We start from the raw sequence: 17085 nt of genomic DNA, 5'->3' as shown, positions 1-17085 counted from the left end.
CCCGAACGGGGAGCGGACCATCGTCCAGCTCATCCACGACGGCGAGGTCGACCTCATCGTCAACACCCCCTACGGCACCGGTGGCCGTCTGGACGGTTACGACATCCGGACCGCGGCCGCGGCCGTCCAGGGCATCGACGCCCTCAACCACGGCGACGTCGGCGTCCGCTCCCTGCAGGAACACGCCGAACACCTGACCGCGGCCCGCGACTAGCAGCCAGCCCCGAGGGGGACACCGGAAACGGTGTCCCCCTCTTCATGAGGACCCCGAGGTCTTCATGAGGACCCCTGAGGACTTTCCGAGATGTACGAGCTCTTCTTCCGTCTGGTGTTCCGGCGGATGGACCCGGAGAAGGCCCACTACCTGGCCTTCCGCTGGATCCGCCTCGCCGTCCGCATCCCCGTGCTGCGCACCCTCGTCGCCGCCGCCCTGGCGCCCCGCTACAAGGAGCTGCGCACGGAGGCCTTCGGGCTGCGCATGCACGGCCCCTTCGGGCTCGCCGCCGGCTTCGACAAGAACGCCGTCGCGATCGACGGCATGTCGATGCTGGGCTTCGACCACGTCGAGATCGGCACGGTCACCGGCGAGCCGCAGTCCGGCAACCCCAAGAAGCGGCTGTTCCGCCTCGTCGAGGACCGTGCGCTGATCAACCGCATGGGCTTCAACAACGACGGCTCGCTGGCCGTGGCGGCCCGTCTCGCGACCCGTGAGCCGGTGTTCAGGACGGTCGTGGGCGTCAACATCGGCAAGACCAAGGTCGTGCCGGAGGCGGAGGCCGTCGGCGACTACGTGAAGTCGGCCGAGCGCCTGGCGTCGTACGCGGACTACCTGGTCGTGAACGTCTCCTCGCCCAACACCCCCGGCCTGCGCAATCTGCAGGCCACCGAGGCGCTGCGCCCGCTGCTGACCGCCGTGCGCGAGGCCGCCGACCGCACGGTGGCCAACCGGCGCGTCCCGCTGCTGGTGAAGATCGCCCCGGACCTCGCCGACGAGGACATCGACGCCGTCGCCGACCTGGCGGTGGAGCTGGGTCTGGACGGGATCATCGCGACCAACACGACCATCGCGCGCGAGGGCCTCGGGCTGACGTCCTCGCAGTCGCTGGTGAAGGAGACCGGCGGCCTGTCCGGCGCCCCGCTCAAGGCGCGCTCCCTGGAGGTCCTGCGCCGCCTGTACGCGCGCGTGGGCGACCGGATCACCCTCGTGGGTGTCGGCGGCATCGAGACCGCCGAGGACGCCTGGCAGCGCATCCTGGCCGGTGCCACGCTGGTCCAGGGCTACAGCGCCTTCATCTACGAGGGCCCCTTCTGGTCCCGCGCGATCCACAAGGGCCTCGCCGCCCGCCTGCGCACCAGCCCGTACGCCACCCTCGCCGACGCGGTCGGCGCCGACGTGAGGAAGCCCGCATGACCTCGTACGAGCCCTTCGGCGCCCGCCTGCGCCGCGCCATGGACGAGCGCGGCCCGCTGTGCGTCGGTATCGACCCGCACGCCTCCCTGCTCGCCGAGTGGGGGCTGAACGACGACGTGGCCGGGCTGGAGCGGTTCAGCCGCACGGTCGTCGAGGCGGTGGCCGACCGGGTCGCCGTGATGAAGCCGCAGAGCGCCTTCTTCGAGCGCTTCGGCTCGCGCGGTGTCGCAGTCCTGGAGAAGGTCGTCCAGGAGGCGCGGGCGGCCGGCACCCTCGTCGTGATGGACGCCAAGCGCGGCGACATCGGCTCGACCATGGCCGGGTACGCCGAGGCCTACCTGCACAAGGACGCCCCGCTGTTCTCCGACGCCCTGACCGTCTCGCCGTACCTGGGCTACGGCTCGCTGAGCCCGGCTGTCGTGCTGGCCCGGGAGAGCGGCGCCGGGCTGTTCGTGCTGGCGCTGACCTCGAACCCGGAGGGCCCGGAGGTCCAGCACGCGGTCCGTGGCGACGGCCGCACCGTGGGCGCGACCATGCTGGCCCACCTGGCCGCCGAGAACGCGGGGGAGGAGCCGCTGGGCTCCTTCGGTGCCGTCGTCGGTGCCACGGTCGGTGACCTGTCGTCGTACGACCTCGCCATCAACGGCCCGCTGCTCGCGCCCGGCGTGGGCGCGCAGGGCGCGACGCCGGCCGACCTTCCGAAGGTGTTCGGGCCGGCCCTGCGCAACGTCGTGCCGAACGTCAGCCGGGGTGTGCTGCGGCAGGGTCCCGACGTGGGGGCGCTGCGCGCGTCCGCCGAGCGGTTCGCGGAGGAGATCCGGGCCGCTGTCGGGGGCGCCTGAGTCCTCCGATGTGCGCCCCCGGCAAGCGGTGACCCGGTGACTTGAGTGTGAATACATCCTCAAATCGAGGGCATTATGTCTGAAATGTCCGACCTGGCGGAGGCTGACCAGGACTTTTCCGCTGTTCTCGCTGACTCTGGCGGACTTGACCGCTAGTCTCCGAGCTGTGGGGGCACCCCCACACCCATTAGGTAGTGGGGGAGAACGGGCGAAGCGTGTTGCTCGTAGCTCCCCAGGTGTGGGGCGACTAGGTTCCTCACCGGTCCGTATCCGACAGTTCGACATCCGAGGTGACGTAGGCGTGGCTCTTCCGCCCCTTACCCCCGAACAGCGCGCAGCCGCGCTCGAAAAGGCCGCCGCGGCTCGCCGGGAGCGGGCCGAGGTCAAGAATCGACTCAAGCACTCCGGCGCCTCCCTGCACGAGGTCATCAAGCAGGGCCAGGAGAACGACGTCATCGGCAAGATGAAGGTCTCCGCACTGCTCGAGTCGCTGCCCGGCGTGGGCAAGGTCCGCGCCAAGCAGATCATGGAGCGTCTGGGTATCTCCGAGAGCCGCCGCGTGCGCGGTCTCGGATCCAACCAGATCGCTTCCCTGGAGCGTGAGTTCGGCAGCACCGGCTCCTGAGTCCGGCACTGCACCGGACCGGGAGTCCCGGGCACTCCGGGATTGCTGGAATAATCGCTGCATGAGCGAACGTCCGCGGCTGACCGTGCTCTCCGGCCCCTCGGGGGTCGGCAAGAGCACGGTCGTCGCCCATATGCGCAAGGAACACCCCGAGGTCTGGCTCTCGGTGTCGGCCACCACCCGCAAGCCGCGCCCCGGTGAGCAGCACGGAGTCCACTACTTCTTCGTCACCGACGAGGAGATGGACAAGCTGATCGCCAACGGCGAGCTGCTGGAGTGGGCCGAGTTCGCCGGCAACCGGTACGGCACGCCCCGCGCAGCCGTGCTGGAGCGGCTGGAGAACGGCGAGCCGGTCCTGCTGGAGATCGACCTCCAGGGCGCCCGGCAGGTCCGGGAGTCCATGTCGGACGCTCAGCTGGTGTTCCTGGCTCCTCCCTCCTGGGAGGAGCTGGTGCGCAGGCTGACCGGCCGCGGCACCGAGCCGCCCGAGGTCATCGAGCGCCGTCTGGAGGCGGCCAGGACCGAGCTGGCGGCCGAGCCGGAGTTCGATACGACCTTGGTCAACACCTCCGTCGAGGACGTGGCGCGCGAGCTGCTAGCCTTGATGGACGTTGTGTGATCGTGTCTGATCTTTTCCCCTCCTTCGGAAGGTAGAGCGTGTCCTCTTCCATCACCGCGCCCGAGGGCATCATCAACCCGCCGATCGACGAGTTGCTTGAAGCCACCGACTCTAAGTACAGCCTCGTGATCTACGCGGCCAAGCGTGCCCGCCAGATCAACGCGTACTACTCGCAGCTCGGCGAGGGCCTGCTCGAGTACGTCGGTCCGCTCGTCGACACGCACGTCCACGAGAAGCCGCTCTCGATCGCCCTGCGCGAGATCAACGCCGGTCTGCTGACGTCCGAGGCCGTCGAGGGCCCCGCTCAGTAGTCCTGCGCGGCAGTACTTTGTGACTGCGATTGACTTGTCCACAGGCCCGGCAGCGCGACTGCCGGGCCTGTGGTGTCTCATGGGTGTGCCAGGTTTTCGAGTCCGGGGAGAGACGGTGGACAAGCCGAGGGTCGTTCTGGGGGTCAGCGGCGGCATCGCCGCCTACAAGGCCTGTGAGCTGCTGAGAAGGCTCACGGAGTCGGGCCACGACGTCCGCGTGGTGCCCACCGCCTCCGCGCTGCACTTCGTCGGCGCCGCGACCTGGTCCGCCCTGTCCGGCAACCCGGTCTCGACGGAGGTCTGGGACCACGTCGACGAGGTACCGCACGTCCGCATCGGCCAGCACGCCGACCTGGTGGTCGTCGCGCCCGCCACGGCCGACATGCTCGCCAAGGCCGCCCACGGCCTCGCCGACGACCTGCTCACCAACACGCTCCTGACCGCCCGCTGCCCGGTCGTCTTCGCGCCCGCCATGCACACCGAGATGTGGGAGCACCCGGCCACCCAGGAGAACGTGGCCACGCTCCGCCGCCGCGGCGCCGTCGTCATCGAGCCCGCCGTCGGCCGGCTCACCGGCGTCGACACCGGCAAGGGCCGGCTGCCCGACCCGGCGGAGATCTTCGAGGTCTGTCGCCGCGTGCTGTCCCGGGGCGCCGCCGAGCCGGACCTCAAGGGCAGGCATGTCGTCGTCTCCGCCGGCGGCACCCGCGAGCCCCTCGACCCGGTCCGCTTCCTCGGCAACCGCTCCTCCGGCAAGCAGGGCTACGCCCTCGCACGCACCGCCGCCGCCCGCGGTGCCCGGGTCACCCTGGTCGCGGCCAACACCGGCCTGCCCGATCCGGCCGGCGTGGACGTCGTACCGGTCGGCACGGCCGTCCAGCTGCGTGAGGCCGTCCTGAAGGCGGCCGCGGACGCCGACGCGGTCGTCATGGCCGCCGCCGTCGCCGACTTCCGGCCGGAGGTCTACGCCACCGGAAAGATCAAGAAGAAGGACGGCCAGGACCCCGACCCGATCGTCCTGGTGCGGAATCCAGACATTCTCGCGGAGGTTTCGGCCGACCGGGCGCGGTCCGGACAGGTGATCGTCGGCTTCGCCGCCGAGACCGACGACGTCCTCGCCAACGGGCGCACCAAGCTCGCGCGCAAGGGGTGCGACCTGCTCGTGGTCAACGAGGTCGGGGAGCGCAAGACCTTCGGTTCCGAGGAGAACGAGGCCGTGGTGCTGGGCACCGACGGCAGCGAGACACCGGTGCCGCACGGCCCCAAGGAGGCCCTGGCCGACATCGTCTGGGACCTGGTGATACAGCGGCTGGGGTGACGTACGGGGCCCCGGGTGCCCGGTTGACGGGGCGCTCGGGGACCGATCAAATCAGGGGAGGCGGCACCTGGCCAACGCCGCCCGGCATTGTGCAGAATGCCCGTGCCGCAGGTCACAGCGCTCCCGAGAGGCGAGACGGTGGCCCATCGGCCGAGTGCGACCGATAAACTGTTCACGGTCGACGCCGGGCGCAGCCCCGCGCGTCGCCGCAAATGATCAGCCAGCAGCCGCTGCAACCACAGGGAGCGTTGTGTCCCGTCGCCTGTTCACCTCGGAGTCCGTGACCGAGGGTCACCCCGACAAGATCGCTGACCAGATCAGCGACACCATTCTCGACGCGCTCCTGCGCGAGGACCCGTCCTCCCGGGTCGCCGTCGAGACGCTGATCACCACCGGCCTGGTGCACGTGGCCGGCGAGGTGACGACCAAGGCCTACGCGGACATCGCGACCCTGGTCCGTGGCAAGATCCTGGAGATCGGCTACGACTCCTCCAAGAAGGGCTTCGACGGCGCCTCCTGCGGCGTGTCGGTGTCGATCGGCGCGCAGTCCCCGGACATCGCCCAGGGTGTCGACACGGCCTACGAGTCCCGGGTCGAGGGCGACGAGGACGAACTGGACCGGCAGGGCGCGGGCGACCAGGGCCTGATGTTCGGCTACGCGTCCGACGAGACGCCGACGCTGATGCCGCTGCCGATCTTCCTGGCGCACCGCCTGTCGAAGCGCCTGTCGGAGGTCCGCAAGAACGGCACCATCCCCTACCTGCGCCCGGACGGCAAGACGCAGGTCACCATCGAGTACGACGGCGACAAGGCCGTACGCCTCGACACGGTCGTCGTCTCCTCCCAGCACGCGAGCGACATCGACCTGGAGTCGCTGCTCGCCCCCGACATCCGCGAGTTCGTCGTGGAGCCGGAGCTGAAGGCGCTCCTGGACGACGGCATCAAGATCGACACCGAGGGCTACCGCCTGCTGGTCAACCCGACCGGCCGTTTCGAGATCGGCGGCCCGATGGGCGACGCCGGCCTGACCGGCCGCAAGATCATCATCGACACCTACGGCGGCATGGCCCGGCACGGCGGCGGCGCCTTCTCCGGCAAGGACCCGTCCAAGGTGGACCGCTCGGCCGCGTACGCGATGCGCTGGGTCGCCAAGAACGTGGTGGCGGCCGGCCTGGCCTCCCGCTGCGAGGTCCAGGTGGCCTACGCGATCGGCAAGGCCGAGCCGGTCGGTCTGTTCGTGGAGACCTTCGGCACCCACAAGGTCGAGACCGAGAAGATCGAGAAGGCGATCGACGAGGTCTTCGACCTGCGTCCGGCCGCGATCATCCGCGACCTGGACCTGCTCCGCCCGATCTACGCCCAGACGGCGGCCTACGGCCACTTCGGCCGCGAGCTTCCCGACTTCACCTGGGAGCGCACCGACCGCGTGGACGCCCTGCGCAAGGCCGTGGGCCTCTAAGGCCGCCCGCTCTTCTCGCCGAGGCCCGGTCTCCCCGTCACTGGGGGCCGGGCCTCGGCGTGTCCGGGGCGGTCCCGGCGGGGAGCCCGGGCGATGCCGAACCGGCCGGCGGGTCCGGCCGGGCCGTATCCACGGCGAATCCGAGCCGCCACCGATCCGGATCCCGGGCCGACGCCGGTTGTCAGTGCCGTTTGGTAAGAATGCAAGGGTGAGCAGCGAGAACGGGGTGCCCCGGGCAGAGGGGGACGGCGGGGCCGAAGGGGCGCCGCCGGAGCAGCTCGCGCTCATCCGGGAGAGTGTGCGCAAGGCCCGGACACCCCGGGCCAAACCGCGGACCTGGCGGGGGGCCGCGCTCGCCAAGGAGCTGCCCGTCGCCCGGGTCCTGGTCGACAAGGGTGTGCTGCACCTCGACCGGTACTTCGACTACGCGGTGCCCGAGGAACTGGACGAGCAGGCCCAGCCCGGCGTGCGGGTGCGGGTGCGGTTCGGCGCCGGGCGCGGCCGGGTGCGCGAGGGACGCCGCGAGGGCGGCGGACTCATCGACGGGTTCCTCGTCGAGCGCCGGGCCGAGTCCGACTACTCGGGGCCGCTGGCCGCGCTGGCCCAGGTCGTGTCACCGGAGCCGGTGCTCGGCGAGGAACTGCTCGCACTCGCCCGGGCCGTGGCCGACCGGTACGCCGGAAGCCTCGCCGACGTGCTCCAGCTGGCCGTGCCGCCGCGCAGCGCGCGAGCCGAACAGCGACCGTCGCCCGCGCCGCTGCCACCGCCGAAGGCGCCCGAGGCGGCCTCCTGGCGGCGGTACGAGCACGGGGGAGCGTTCGTCGAGGCGCTGGCCTCCGGCGGATCGCCGCGGGCTGTCTGGAACGCGCTGCCGGGTCCGCTGTGGAGCGAGGAGATCGCCGTCGCCGTCGCCGCCACCCTCGCCTCGGGACGCGGCGCCCTCGTCGTCGTACCGGACGGGCGGGCCGCCGCCCGGGTCGACGCCGCGCTCACCGCGCTGCTCGGCGAAGGCCGGCACGCGCTGCTCACCGCCGACGCCGGGCCCGAGAAGCGGTACGGCCAGTGGCTCGCCATACGCCGGGGCTCCGTACGGGCCGTGGTCGGGACGCGGGCGGCGATGTTCGCGCCCGTGCAGGACCTGGGACTCGTCGCCCTCTGGGACGACGGCGACGACAGCCACAGCGAGCAGCACGCCCCGCAGCCGCACGCGCGCGACGTGCTGCTGTTGCGCGCCGCGCTGGACAAGTGCGCCTTCCTGCTGGGCGGAGTCGCCTGCACCGTGGAGGCCGCACAGCTCGTGCAGAGCGGCTGGGCCCGGCCGCTGGTCGCCGGACGGGACCAGGTGCGCCGGGCCGCGCCGCTGGTCCGGACGGTCGGGGACGAGGACCTCGCCCGCGACGAGGCCGCGCGTGCCGCCCGGCTGCCGACCCTCGCCTGGCAGGCGGCCCGCGAGGGGCTGCGGCACGGCCCGGTGCTGGTGCAGGTCCCCCGGCGCGGCTACGCCCCCCGCATGGCCTGCGACCGGTGCCGGGCGCCCGCCCGGTGCCGGCACTGCGCGGGACCGCTCCAGGGACAGGACGCGGGAGTTCTGGGGTGCGGCTGGTGCGGACGAGAGGAGAGCGCGTGGCACTGTCCGGAGTGCGGCGGCTTCCGGCTGCGCGCCCAGGTCGTGGGGGCGCGGCGGACGGCCGAGGAACTGGGGCGCGCCTTTCCCGCCGTCCCGGTGCGCACCTCGGGGCGGGAGCACGTGCTGGACACGGTGCCGGGCACCCCCGCGCTGGTCGTCAGCACCCCGGGGGCCGAACCGGTCGCCGAGGGCGGCTACGCGGCCGCCCTCCTGCTCGACGGCTGGGCCATGCTCGTCCGGCCCGACCTGCGGGCCGGTGAGGACGCGCTGCGCCGGTGGCTCGCGGCGGGAGCGCTGGTGCGGCCGCAGAGCGAGGGCGGCACGGTGGTCGTGGTGGCCGAGCCGACGCTGCGTCCCGTGCAGGCGCTGGTGCGCTGGGACCCCGTCGGGCATGCGGTGCGGGAGCTGGCCGAGCGGGCCGAGCTGGGCTTCCCGCCGGTGTCGCGGATGGCGGCGGTGTCGGGGCCGCCCGCGGCCGTCGCCGATTTCCTGGGCTCGGTCGAACTACCGCCGGACGCCGAGGTGCTGGGCCCGGTGCCGATGCCGGCCACGCCGCCCGGCCGGCCCCGCAGGCCCGGAGCGCCGCCGCCGGGCGAGCACTGGGACCGGGCCCTGGTCCGCGTACCGCCGGGCAGTGGGGCCGCGCTGGCTTCCACGCTGAAGACCGCTCAGGCCGCGCGCATGGCCCGGGGGAGCGAGGAGCCGGTGCGGGTGCGGATCGATCCGGTGGACATCGGGTGAGGGGAAGTCCGGTGGACATCGGGTGGGGGGTCCGGTGGCTATCAGGTGGGGGACTTCCGGCGGACTTCGGGTGAGGGGGAGGCCGGCGGACTTCGCACGAGGAAAGGCCGACTGTTCCGTGCCGCTTCCTCGGTGTCCGTGCGCTCCCGCGCAGGTGCGTCAGCCCTCCCGGACGCTCCCGGGAGGGCGGGGACAGGACCGTCAGCCGTTGCGCGGACCGGGGAAAGCCGTCGAGCGGGCGTCGTCGCGCAGGGTCTGGCTGCCGGCGGTCGGCTGCTGGGGCATCGAGCGGGCCGCGGGGACCGTGGGCAGGCCGGTGTTGACGCTGAGCGTGCGGGTACCGGACGGCTCCGTGCTCCGCTCGGCCTCGGCGGCCGCCTGGGTCGCGGCGCGGCGGGCGCCGTAACGGCGGTGCACCGCCTGCTTGGTGACACCGAGCGCGGAGCCCACAGCGTCCCACGAGAAGCCGAGCGAGCGGTCGAAGTCCACGGCGGCCGTGACCAGGGTTTCGACGCTGTCCCGGAGTTCCTGGGCGAGGCGCACCGTCGGGGCGGGAGCGCGTCCGTAGACGACGAAGCCCGTGGACGGGCCGGAGCGGCGCGGGCGGTAGACGTTGCCCAGCTGGGCGGTGAGCGTGCGCAGCGCGTCCACCTGCCGGCGGACCCGCTCGATGTCCCGCACCAGCAAGTGCAGGCTGGCCCGGGCCTGGGCGTCGTGGGTTGCGTGGTCGGCCATGAACAAGCCTCTCGAACCGGCGTTGAAAGGAATCGGGCCACGAAAAGGCCCTGGGTGGTCAACTCTCTCTTGACCAACGCGTGTGCGCTCCGCTGGTCACGGGGTGGGGGCGTACGGGCATATGCATACGCCGGGCGGTGGCTCGCGCGCCCGCCTGCGGTGCCAGGTGCGTGCGTCCGTGGGCATGACCCGTCCCGCCGCCGGTGGTCATAGACTGGTGCGCTGCCCGTCGACCCCCGCCCGAGAGGCCCGATCCCGCCCATGAAGCTTGTCTTCGCCGGTACCCCCGAGGTCGCCGTTCCCGCTCTGGACGCCCTGATCGCCTCCGGGCGGCACGAGGTGGCCGCCGTCGTCACGCGGCCCGACGCGCCGGCCGGGCGCGGGCGCAGGCTGGTCGCGTCACCCGTGGCCCAGCGCGCGGAGGAGGCCGGGATCGAGGTGCTGAAGCCCCTCAGGCCGCGCGACCCGGAGTTCCTGGAGCGGCTGAAGGAGATCGCCCCGGACTGCTGCCCGGTCGTCGCCTACGGCGCCCTGCTGCCCAGGGTCGCCCTCGACATCCCGGCCCACGGCTGGGTCAACCTGCACTTCTCGCTGCTGCCCGCCTGGCGTGGGGCGGCGCCGGTGCAGCACGCCCTCATGGCGGGCGACGAGATCACCGGCGCCTCCACCTTCCTCATCGAGGAGGGGCTCGACTCGGGGCCGGTGTACGGCACCGTCACCGAGGAGATCCGGCCCACCGACACCAGCGGCGACCTGCTCACCCGGCTCGCCTTCGCCGGTGCCGGACTGCTCGCCGCGACCATGGACGGCATCGAGGACGGCACCCTGAAGGCCGTACCGCAGCCGGCCGAGGGCATCACCGCCGCACCGAAGATCACCGTCGAGGACGCCCAGGTCGACTGGGCCACGCCCGCGCTGCGCGTCGACCGGGTCGTGCGCGGCTGCACCCCGGCGCCCGGCGCCTGGACCACCTTCCGCGGCGAGCGGCTCAAACTCATCCACGTCACGCCCGTGCCCGAGCGCACCGACCTCGCGCCGGGGCGGATGGCGGTCGGCAAGAACAGCGTGCACGTGGGCACCGGTTCGTACGCCGTCGAGCTGCTCTGGGTGCAGGCGCAGGGCAAGAAGCCGATGCGCGCCGCCGACTGGGCACGCGGCGTGCGCATCGCCGAGGGCGAGACGCTCGGCGGCTGAGCCCGGGCGGCGGTGGTGACGGTGTCCCGACGTACGCTGGACACCGCACCCTCCTCTTTCACATCCGGAGCACCTTTTTCGTGAGCGAGCAGTCCCGGCGGCCGCGCAAGCCTGCCAAGCCCTATCGCCGTCCCCAGAAGGACCCCGTCCGCATCCTGGCCTTCGAGGCGCTGCGCGCGGTCGACGAGCGGGACGCGTACGCCAACCTCGTGCTGCCCCCGCTGCTGCGCAAGGCGCGCGAGAAGGAGGGACCGGAGAAGTTCGACGCGCGGGACGCCGCCCTCGCCACCGAGCTGGTGTACGGCACGCTGCGGCGCCAGGGCACGTACGACGCGGTGATCTCCGCCTGTGTCGACCGGCCGTTGCGTGAGGTCGACCCGCCGGTCCTCGACGTGCTCAGCCTCGGTGTGCACCAACTGCTCGGCACCCGCATTCCGACGCACGCCGCCGTGTCCGCCTCCGTGGAGCTGGCGCGCGTCGTGCTCGGCGACGGGCGGGCCAAGTTCGTCAACGCCGTGCTGCGCAAGGTCGCCCAGCACGATCTCGACGGGTGGCTGGAGAAGGTCGCGCCCCCCTACGACGAGGACCCCGAGGACCACCTCGCCGTCGTGCACTCGCATCCCCGGTGGGTGGTCTCCGCGCTCTGGGACTCGCTCGGCGGTGGCCGCGCCGGCATCGAGGACCTGCTGGAGGCCGACAACGAACGGCCCGAGGTGACGCTCGTCGCGCGGCCGGGGCGGGCCACCGCCGAGGAGCTGCTGCGCGAGGAGGCCGCCGTACCGGGGCGCTGGTCGCCGTACGCCGTGCGGCTCGCCGAGGGCGGTGAGCCGGGCGCCGTGGAGGCCGTGCGCGAGGGCCGGGCCGGGGTGCAGGACGAGGGCAGTCAGCTGGTCGCGCTCGCGCTCGCCAACGCGCCGGTCGAGGGCTCCGACAGCAGATGGCTGGACGGGTGCGCCGGTCCCGGCGGCAAGGCCGCGCTGCTGGCCGCGCTCGCCGCCGAGCGGGGCGCCACGCTCCTCGCCTCCGAGAAGCAGCCGCACCGGGCGGGCCTGGTCGCCAAGGCGCTGGCCGGCAACCCGGGGCCCTACCAGGTCATCGCCGCCGACGGCACCCGGCCGCCGTGGCGGCCCGGCACCTTCGACCGTGTGCTGATGGACGTGCCCTGCACCGGGCTCGGCGCGCTGCGCCGACGCCCCGAGGCCCGCTGGCGGCGGCGCCCGGAGGACCTGGACAACTTCGCGCCCCTCCAGCGCGCCCTGCTGCGCACCGCGCTCGACTCGGTGCGTGTCGGCGGAGTCGTCGGCTACGCCACCTGCTCGCCGCATCTCGCCGAGACCCGCGCGGTCGTCTCCGACGTCCTCAAGCAGCTCCCGGGGGCCGAGCTGATCGACGCCCGTCCGCTGCTGCCGGGTGTGCCGGCGCTCGGCGAGGGCCCGGACGTACAGCTGTGGCCGCATCTGCACGGGACCGACGCGATGTACCTGGCGCTCATCCGGCGCACCGGCTGACCCGGCGCCGGCCTGCGCGGTCAGCGGATGGACGGGGAGCGGGCGGTGATCGCCGCAGCGACGGTGTCCAGTACGTGCGGGTGGGCGTGGAGGTTGTCGCTCCGAGCCTGAACGCGGAAGAGCGGGGGGAGGGATTCCCCTGGGCGGAGGGTGCTGAGCAACGGCACCGTCGAGTCGCCGGAGAAGTCCTCTCCCTGGTACGTGTCGAGCAGGGTGACCACGCCGTCCGTGATCCGGATGGTCGTGGGGGTGGGCTGACCTGTGCCGATGATGCGCCGCTCGCTGGGCCGGTCGTCGGCGGAGGAGGACTCGGCCACCAGGAGCTCTTCGGTGAAGAGCATGCCGTCCCGCACCCGCGCGGGGTCGAGCGGGGGAAGGGACACCTCGTCGATGCGGAACAGCTCTTCGCCGCGCTCCACGCACGCGTACTGGGGCAGTACCTGGTACGCGGCCGGCAACGTGCGCAGGAGGGAGCCGATGCGCTCCCCGAACACGCGCGGTCCGCTGCCGTGGACCATCTGGCGCACCATCTTGGGAACGCCCCGCAGGGGAGTGCCGATCGTGATCACGCGCCGGGTGATGGCGGCCCCGCCGAGCACCGAGACGTACCAGCGCGCGGGAAGACCGCCCGTCCCGTGGCAGACGAAGACGACCTTCGCGTCGTCGTAGGGGCCGCCCTGGGCACGCCAGCGCTCCAGCGCCGGCTCCACGAGCGTGCCCAGCCACCTCCCGACCCATCGGTGGGACAGCCTCCAGTCGTAGGCGATCGGCAGGAGGTTCCCCGGCGGCGAGGCGCGATCGGCGGAGACGTCACGACAGCCGAGATGGCGAAGACGGGCGAGCAGTCTGTCGTACCCCGTGGACAGGGTGACCAGGCCGGGCAGCAACTGCGCCGTGGGCTGCAGGCGCACCGGCACGATCCCGTCGTCGGCCGGCCCGTCGCCGATGCCCGGGGCGAGCGAGAGAGCGCGCAGGGATCGATCGGGCCGGGTTCCCCAGCGCAAGGCGGTTCGGGAACTGAAGTCCCAGACCGGTTCGTCTCCGCGCCGCAACGTGCTGCCCATGAAGGTCGGCAGGACCACCACCAGGTCCGTCACCGCCGGGAGGTCCGCCCGCCGACCGGGTGCGGGCCGGGACGGTTCCGCAGCGGCAGGCGGTCGTACCGTGGGGCGGAACAGAGGGTTCCGGAAGAGTGCCACGGGCTGTCCGGCCGTGAACTGGGCGCTCCACCGGCCCGAGCGGGTGCTCGCGTCATCTGAGCGGAGCGCCTGGAACAGCTCCTCACCGGTGATGTACTCCTGGTCCGGGGCCCAGCCGACGAGCCCTGGCGAGGACGGGCCGTCGCTGAGGAGCGCGCAGAGCTGTCCGGCCAGGGACGGGACACGGTCGCTCTCCGGCGCATGGTGAGCGACGATCACACCACGCCATTCACTGTGTCCTTCCGCGGTCGGCCGGGCGATTTCGGGCGCGTCGCCGCCGGGGGTGTCACGCAGGTCCAGGAGCAGCAGGCCCCGCTCCGCGGACGCGGGGCTGAAGCGCGCGCGCAGTTCGTCTAGGACGATCGACCGGCCGCGACCCGTCGAACGGGCGGTGGGGACCTGGCCGTCCGAGCCGTCCAGGGTCACGAACTTCTGTCCGTCGGCGGTTTGCCGAAACGCGTGACCGCTGATCAGGACGACGAGGGACGACAGACTTTCCAGGAGGCTCCGCAGGTTCCGCAGGCCCAACAGGTCATCCGCCATGCGCGTCTCGTACCCCGAGTCCCGCAGGACGGCCGCCAGGCGCTGCACGTCGGAGTGCTCGCGTGCGCCGGGGCCCGAGTCCGCCCACGTGCCGATCGCGAGGAACAGCCGACGACCGCCCCGCGGGGCGAAGAGCTCGTACTCGACGCCGCGTGCCGTGCGCAGGCGAAGCGGCTGTGGGCCCACCGGACGGCTGACCACCGCGCCGGGGTCGATGACAAGGTGCTGGTCGGCGGTGCCGGAGGGGGCCACGAGGGTCAGGAGCCTCGGTGAGGTGTCGGGTACGGCGATGGAGTACCCGTCGGTCCCGGCGCGCAGGTCGCCGACCTCAAGGCGCTCCGCGGTCCTGCGTACACCGATGTCCACGTCCTGCAGCAGATGCACCACGTCGTAGAGATCGGAGGCTGCCATGGCGGGTGGGGGGACGAGCGGAGTCACCGTCGACGGGCGACGGTCCAGGGCCACATGGGCCAGCTTCCAGGCGGCGGGCGTCTGCTGGGCGGCCGGGGGCAGGCGGTCCCAGGCCGAGGCGAACCACTTGGCCACACCTCCGCGTTCCTGGACGATCACCGCCTTGAGGGCGGGGGCGAGCGCGGCGTCGATCTCGTCCGGGCGGCCCGACAGGGCCAGCCAGGTGAGGTGCTCCTCCAGCCGCAGCGCCGGGGACAGGTGGGCGTGCACACGGTCGATGCAGGACCATGCGGTGTGCAGGCGGTCGGCCGGCGGCCGGGCCGCCAGCAGCTGGGCCAGATGGGCATGCAGGTTGCGCCGCGCCTGCGGTTCGAGGAGGACGCCCTTCGTACCCCGCGAGACGACCAGGTCGCTGAACCAGAAGTCCGCCTCCGCGTCCACGTCCAGCCAGGGGAACAGGCTCCTTCGGACGGTTCTGACCAACTCGGGCTCGATACGGACCGCGACGCTCAGCACCGACGCCATGTCGTACAGCGGACGTGGCAGCCCTGGCGACGTGCTCTCCAGGGCCCGCCGCAGACCGGGAGACGGCCGGCTCGTCACCGGCGCTCCGCGGCGAGCGCGGCGGCGACCGTGTTGACCGTGGTCCGTTCGGACCAGGGGATGACCGGCACCCGCGAACGCAGCCGGTGCGGGACGCGGTGCTTCGGATAGGGGACGAGCGCGACCGGGGCACAGCCCGCTCGCCTGACGAGGTGCGTCAGCCGCGACCACTCGGCGGCCGAGGCGCGTCGCGGATCGAGCGGATCACCGCCGATCCCCAGGTCGGACACGATGAGGACGCGGGTCCCCCGGGACGGCGGACGGTAGGGCCCCCAATGACGCCGTTGTCCCGGGCCGGCGCCGCGCAGCGGTGAGTCGGAGAAATAGCGGACACCGACGAGGTCGGGCCCCATCAGCGCCCGTATGTCGTTCAGCAGCCGCCTCTGGTCCCTCAGGAAGGGCCGCATGCCCTCCCCGAGATCCATCAGCACCTGCACGCCGAACCGCAGGGTCGGACGCGGGGTCCGTGGCAGACGCGCACATGGCTTTCCCTGCGCACAGGCCTTCACCAGGGCGTCGACCCGTACGGGTCCGCTCCGGCCGTCCGGCATGGTCAGCGTGGTCTGCAGGATGGCCCGGGCGGACCGTGCCGGGAACAACGGCTCCGGGTCAGGCGGGGAGGCCGCCGCCTGTGGGGGCACCTCCGGCAGGGATGGCACCGCCGTCCAGTCGGGCCCGGCCGGTGCGTTCCGGGCCACCGGGACGAGGGCGGGCAGCGCGGCTCGCGGATGTCCCTCCCGCGGTGGGCTGTCGTGCCCCGCCGCGGCGGACGCCGGCCACTCGGCGTCGAACGCGGCGCTCCAGGTGTCCCCGGCCGCGTCCGCGAGCGGATCCTCCTCGGGCTCCACGGCGTCGGCCGGATCACCGAGAAGACCGAGGAGCCGTGCGATGTCCCCGGTGGCGGAGCGGTGGGGGTGCGATGCCAGGGCGCGCACGAGATCGCCCAGCCACACCTGCGAGGAACGCGGCATCAGTCCATACCCGGGTCCTTGATCAAGGCCATTTCCTTCAGCCACGTCCACTCCTTGCTCCGAGGGGTGATGCGCAGGCGCAGGCACGCGTGCAGCGCGTCGAGGTATTCGGCGGTACTGGGGGCCCGCACACCTGCCGCGTGTGCTTCGGCGCGCAGCACGAGCACCGTCCGCGCCAGTTCGTCAGCCAGTTCCAGGGCGTCGGCGGACACCTCACCCGCGGACACCTTCAGATGGCGGCGGGCGATGTCCACCAGCTGTGGCGCGTCCGGCGCCGGCAGTGTCACGGTGAGGCAGCGGCGCAGGAACGCCGTCGGAAGTTCCCGTTCCTCGTTCGTCGTCACCACGATGAGTGGGGAGCCGGACGGCCGGGTGGCGGCGTGCCCGCGTTCGACGTGGATCGCGTCGCCCGTCTCGCTCACGACGAAGGAACGGCAGCCCAGCGGGGACAGCAGGCCGTTGGGTACGTCCGGGTCCGCCTTGTCGATCTCGTCGATGAGGACGACGGCTCCTTGCCCGGGCGGCCGGCGGTGGCCCGTGGGCATCCGGGGATCGTGAGCCACCCGTTCGACGAGGTTCCGCGCGTGGCCCCGGAGCATGGCGGACCGCGGGGCCAGAGCCCACCACAGCACGCCGGGCTCGACGTACGCGCGGTCGTCCTCCGCCAGGCGATGGGCCTGGGCATCCGCGAGACGACGCACCAGGTCGAAGGTCCACAGCAGATCCCGTGCCTCGGTGCGGGAGGTGACGACGTGCTCGTAGTACCGCCAGTTGCGCCGGTACGCCGCGTAGGACGCGAAGGAGGACTTCCCCGTGCCCGGTTCGCCGCGCAGCAGGAGCGGCCTCCCGGTGGCGAGAGCCACCTTGACGGCCAGACGCAGCTGTTCCGACGGGACGTACGTCCTTCCGTCGCGCGCGTCCGGACCGGCCATGCCGTCGATGGGGCCTGTCGTCACAGTGCGGACTCC

At 72.7% G+C, this 17085-nt stretch carries 15 protein-coding genes; 11 read left to right on the top strand and 4 right to left on the bottom strand.

Annotation, left to right across the window (positions count from 1 at the left end):
* From IO33_RS0143040 to IO33_RS0142995, 9 genes are all read left to right on the top strand, one after another.
* Positions 1 to 214: hypothetical protein (locus IO33_RS0143040; RefSeq protein WP_031174489.1), on the top strand; the 214-nt coding region annotated here is incomplete at its 5' end.
* Positions 215 to 304: 90 nt separating this feature from the next.
* Positions 305 to 1411 (top strand): quinone-dependent dihydroorotate dehydrogenase, encoded by a 1107-nt coding sequence (locus IO33_RS0143035; RefSeq protein WP_031174488.1) that lies wholly within the window; start codon positions 305 to 307, stop codon positions 1409 to 1411.
* On the top strand, positions 1408 to 2253 hold the full coding sequence (gene pyrF / locus IO33_RS0143030) for an orotidine-5'-phosphate decarboxylase (RefSeq protein WP_031174487.1): 846 nt from the start codon (positions 1408 to 1410) through the stop codon (positions 2251 to 2253). Before IO33_RS0143035 ends, pyrF begins: the two co-directional genes overlap by 4 nt.
* A 301-nt stretch (positions 2254 to 2554) precedes the next feature.
* Positions 2555 to 2878, top strand: a complete 324-nt coding sequence (locus IO33_RS0143025) for an integration host factor (protein WP_003977346.1) — start codon at positions 2555 to 2557, stop codon at positions 2876 to 2878.
* Complete coding sequence (gmk, locus tag IO33_RS0143020) at positions 2853 to 3497, top strand: guanylate kinase (RefSeq protein ID WP_466447637.1); 645 nt, start codon at positions 2853 to 2855, stop codon at positions 3495 to 3497. The genes IO33_RS0143025 and gmk overlap by 26 nt, the downstream gene beginning before the upstream one ends.
* A 38-nt stretch (positions 3498 to 3535) precedes the next feature.
* Positions 3536 to 3808: a DNA-directed RNA polymerase subunit omega gene (rpoZ, locus tag IO33_RS0143015; protein ID WP_003982715.1), complete on the top strand. Its 273-nt coding sequence runs from the start codon at positions 3536 to 3538 to the stop codon at positions 3806 to 3808.
* A 115-nt stretch (positions 3809 to 3923) separates the two neighbouring features.
* A complete protein-coding gene (coaBC, locus tag IO33_RS0143010) occupies positions 3924 to 5126 on the top strand; it encodes a bifunctional phosphopantothenoylcysteine decarboxylase/phosphopantothenate--cysteine ligase CoaBC (protein ID WP_031174485.1) in 1203 nt (400 codons plus the stop codon).
* 250 nt (positions 5127 to 5376) lie between these two features.
* Positions 5377 to 6585 carry a methionine adenosyltransferase gene (gene metK, locus IO33_RS0143000; protein WP_031174484.1) on the top strand — a complete coding sequence of 403 codons (1209 nt, stop codon included), beginning with the start codon at positions 5377 to 5379 and terminating at the stop codon, positions 6583 to 6585.
* Positions 6586 to 6793: 208 nt separating this feature from the next.
* Positions 6794 to 8953, top strand: a complete 2160-nt coding sequence (locus IO33_RS0142995) for a primosomal protein N' (RefSeq protein ID WP_031174483.1) — start codon at positions 6794 to 6796, stop codon at positions 8951 to 8953.
* Between the two features lie 201 nt (positions 8954 to 9154).
* Here IO33_RS0142995 and IO33_RS0142990 read toward each other — a convergent pair whose 3' ends face one another.
* Positions 9155 to 9688, bottom strand: a complete 534-nt coding sequence (locus IO33_RS0142990; protein WP_031174482.1) for a hypothetical protein — start codon at positions 9686 to 9688, stop codon at positions 9155 to 9157.
* A gap of 261 nt (positions 9689 to 9949) precedes the next feature.
* Between IO33_RS0142990 and fmt the strand changes: the two genes are divergently transcribed.
* Together fmt and IO33_RS0142980 are read left to right on the top strand one after the other, a co-directional pair.
* Positions 9950 to 10882 carry a methionyl-tRNA formyltransferase gene (gene fmt, locus IO33_RS0142985; RefSeq protein WP_031174481.1) on the top strand — a complete coding sequence of 311 codons (933 nt, stop codon included), beginning with the start codon at positions 9950 to 9952 and terminating at the stop codon, positions 10880 to 10882.
* 80 nt (positions 10883 to 10962) lie between these two features.
* Entirely contained in the window at positions 10963 to 12390 is a 1428-nt protein-coding gene (locus IO33_RS0142980) for an RsmB/NOP family class I SAM-dependent RNA methyltransferase (RefSeq protein ID WP_031174480.1), read from the top strand.
* Positions 12391 to 12410: 20 nt separating this feature from the next.
* Here the strand turns inward: IO33_RS0142980 and IO33_RS46475 are convergent, their stop codons facing one another.
* From IO33_RS46475 to IO33_RS0142965, 3 genes are read right to left on the bottom strand one after another with little or no spacing between them, the layout of a single operon-like run.
* Positions 12411 to 15146 carry a lipase family protein gene (locus IO33_RS46475; RefSeq protein WP_157858103.1) on the bottom strand — a complete coding sequence of 912 codons (2736 nt, stop codon included), beginning with the start codon at positions 15144 to 15146 and terminating at the stop codon, positions 12411 to 12413.
* Positions 15143 to 16117, bottom strand: coding sequence for a hypothetical protein (locus IO33_RS45580; protein WP_051927321.1), 975 nt, complete (start codon positions 16115 to 16117; stop codon positions 15143 to 15145). The genes IO33_RS46475 and IO33_RS45580 overlap by 4 nt, the downstream gene beginning before the upstream one ends.
* A complete protein-coding gene (locus tag IO33_RS0142965) occupies positions 16117 to 17073 on the bottom strand; it encodes an AAA family ATPase (RefSeq protein WP_051927320.1) in 957 nt (318 codons plus the stop codon). The genes IO33_RS45580 and IO33_RS0142965 overlap by 1 nt, the downstream gene beginning before the upstream one ends.
* Positions 17074 to 17085 lie beyond the last annotated feature (12 nt).

This window comes from Streptomyces durhamensis (genome assembly GCF_000725475.1).
In the GTDB taxonomy this organism is placed as follows: Bacteria; Actinomycetota; Actinomycetes; order Streptomycetales; family Streptomycetaceae; genus Streptomyces; species Streptomyces filipinensis.
Note: the sequence above shows the minus strand (reverse complement) of the source record. Positions and strands in the feature narration are given on the sequence as shown.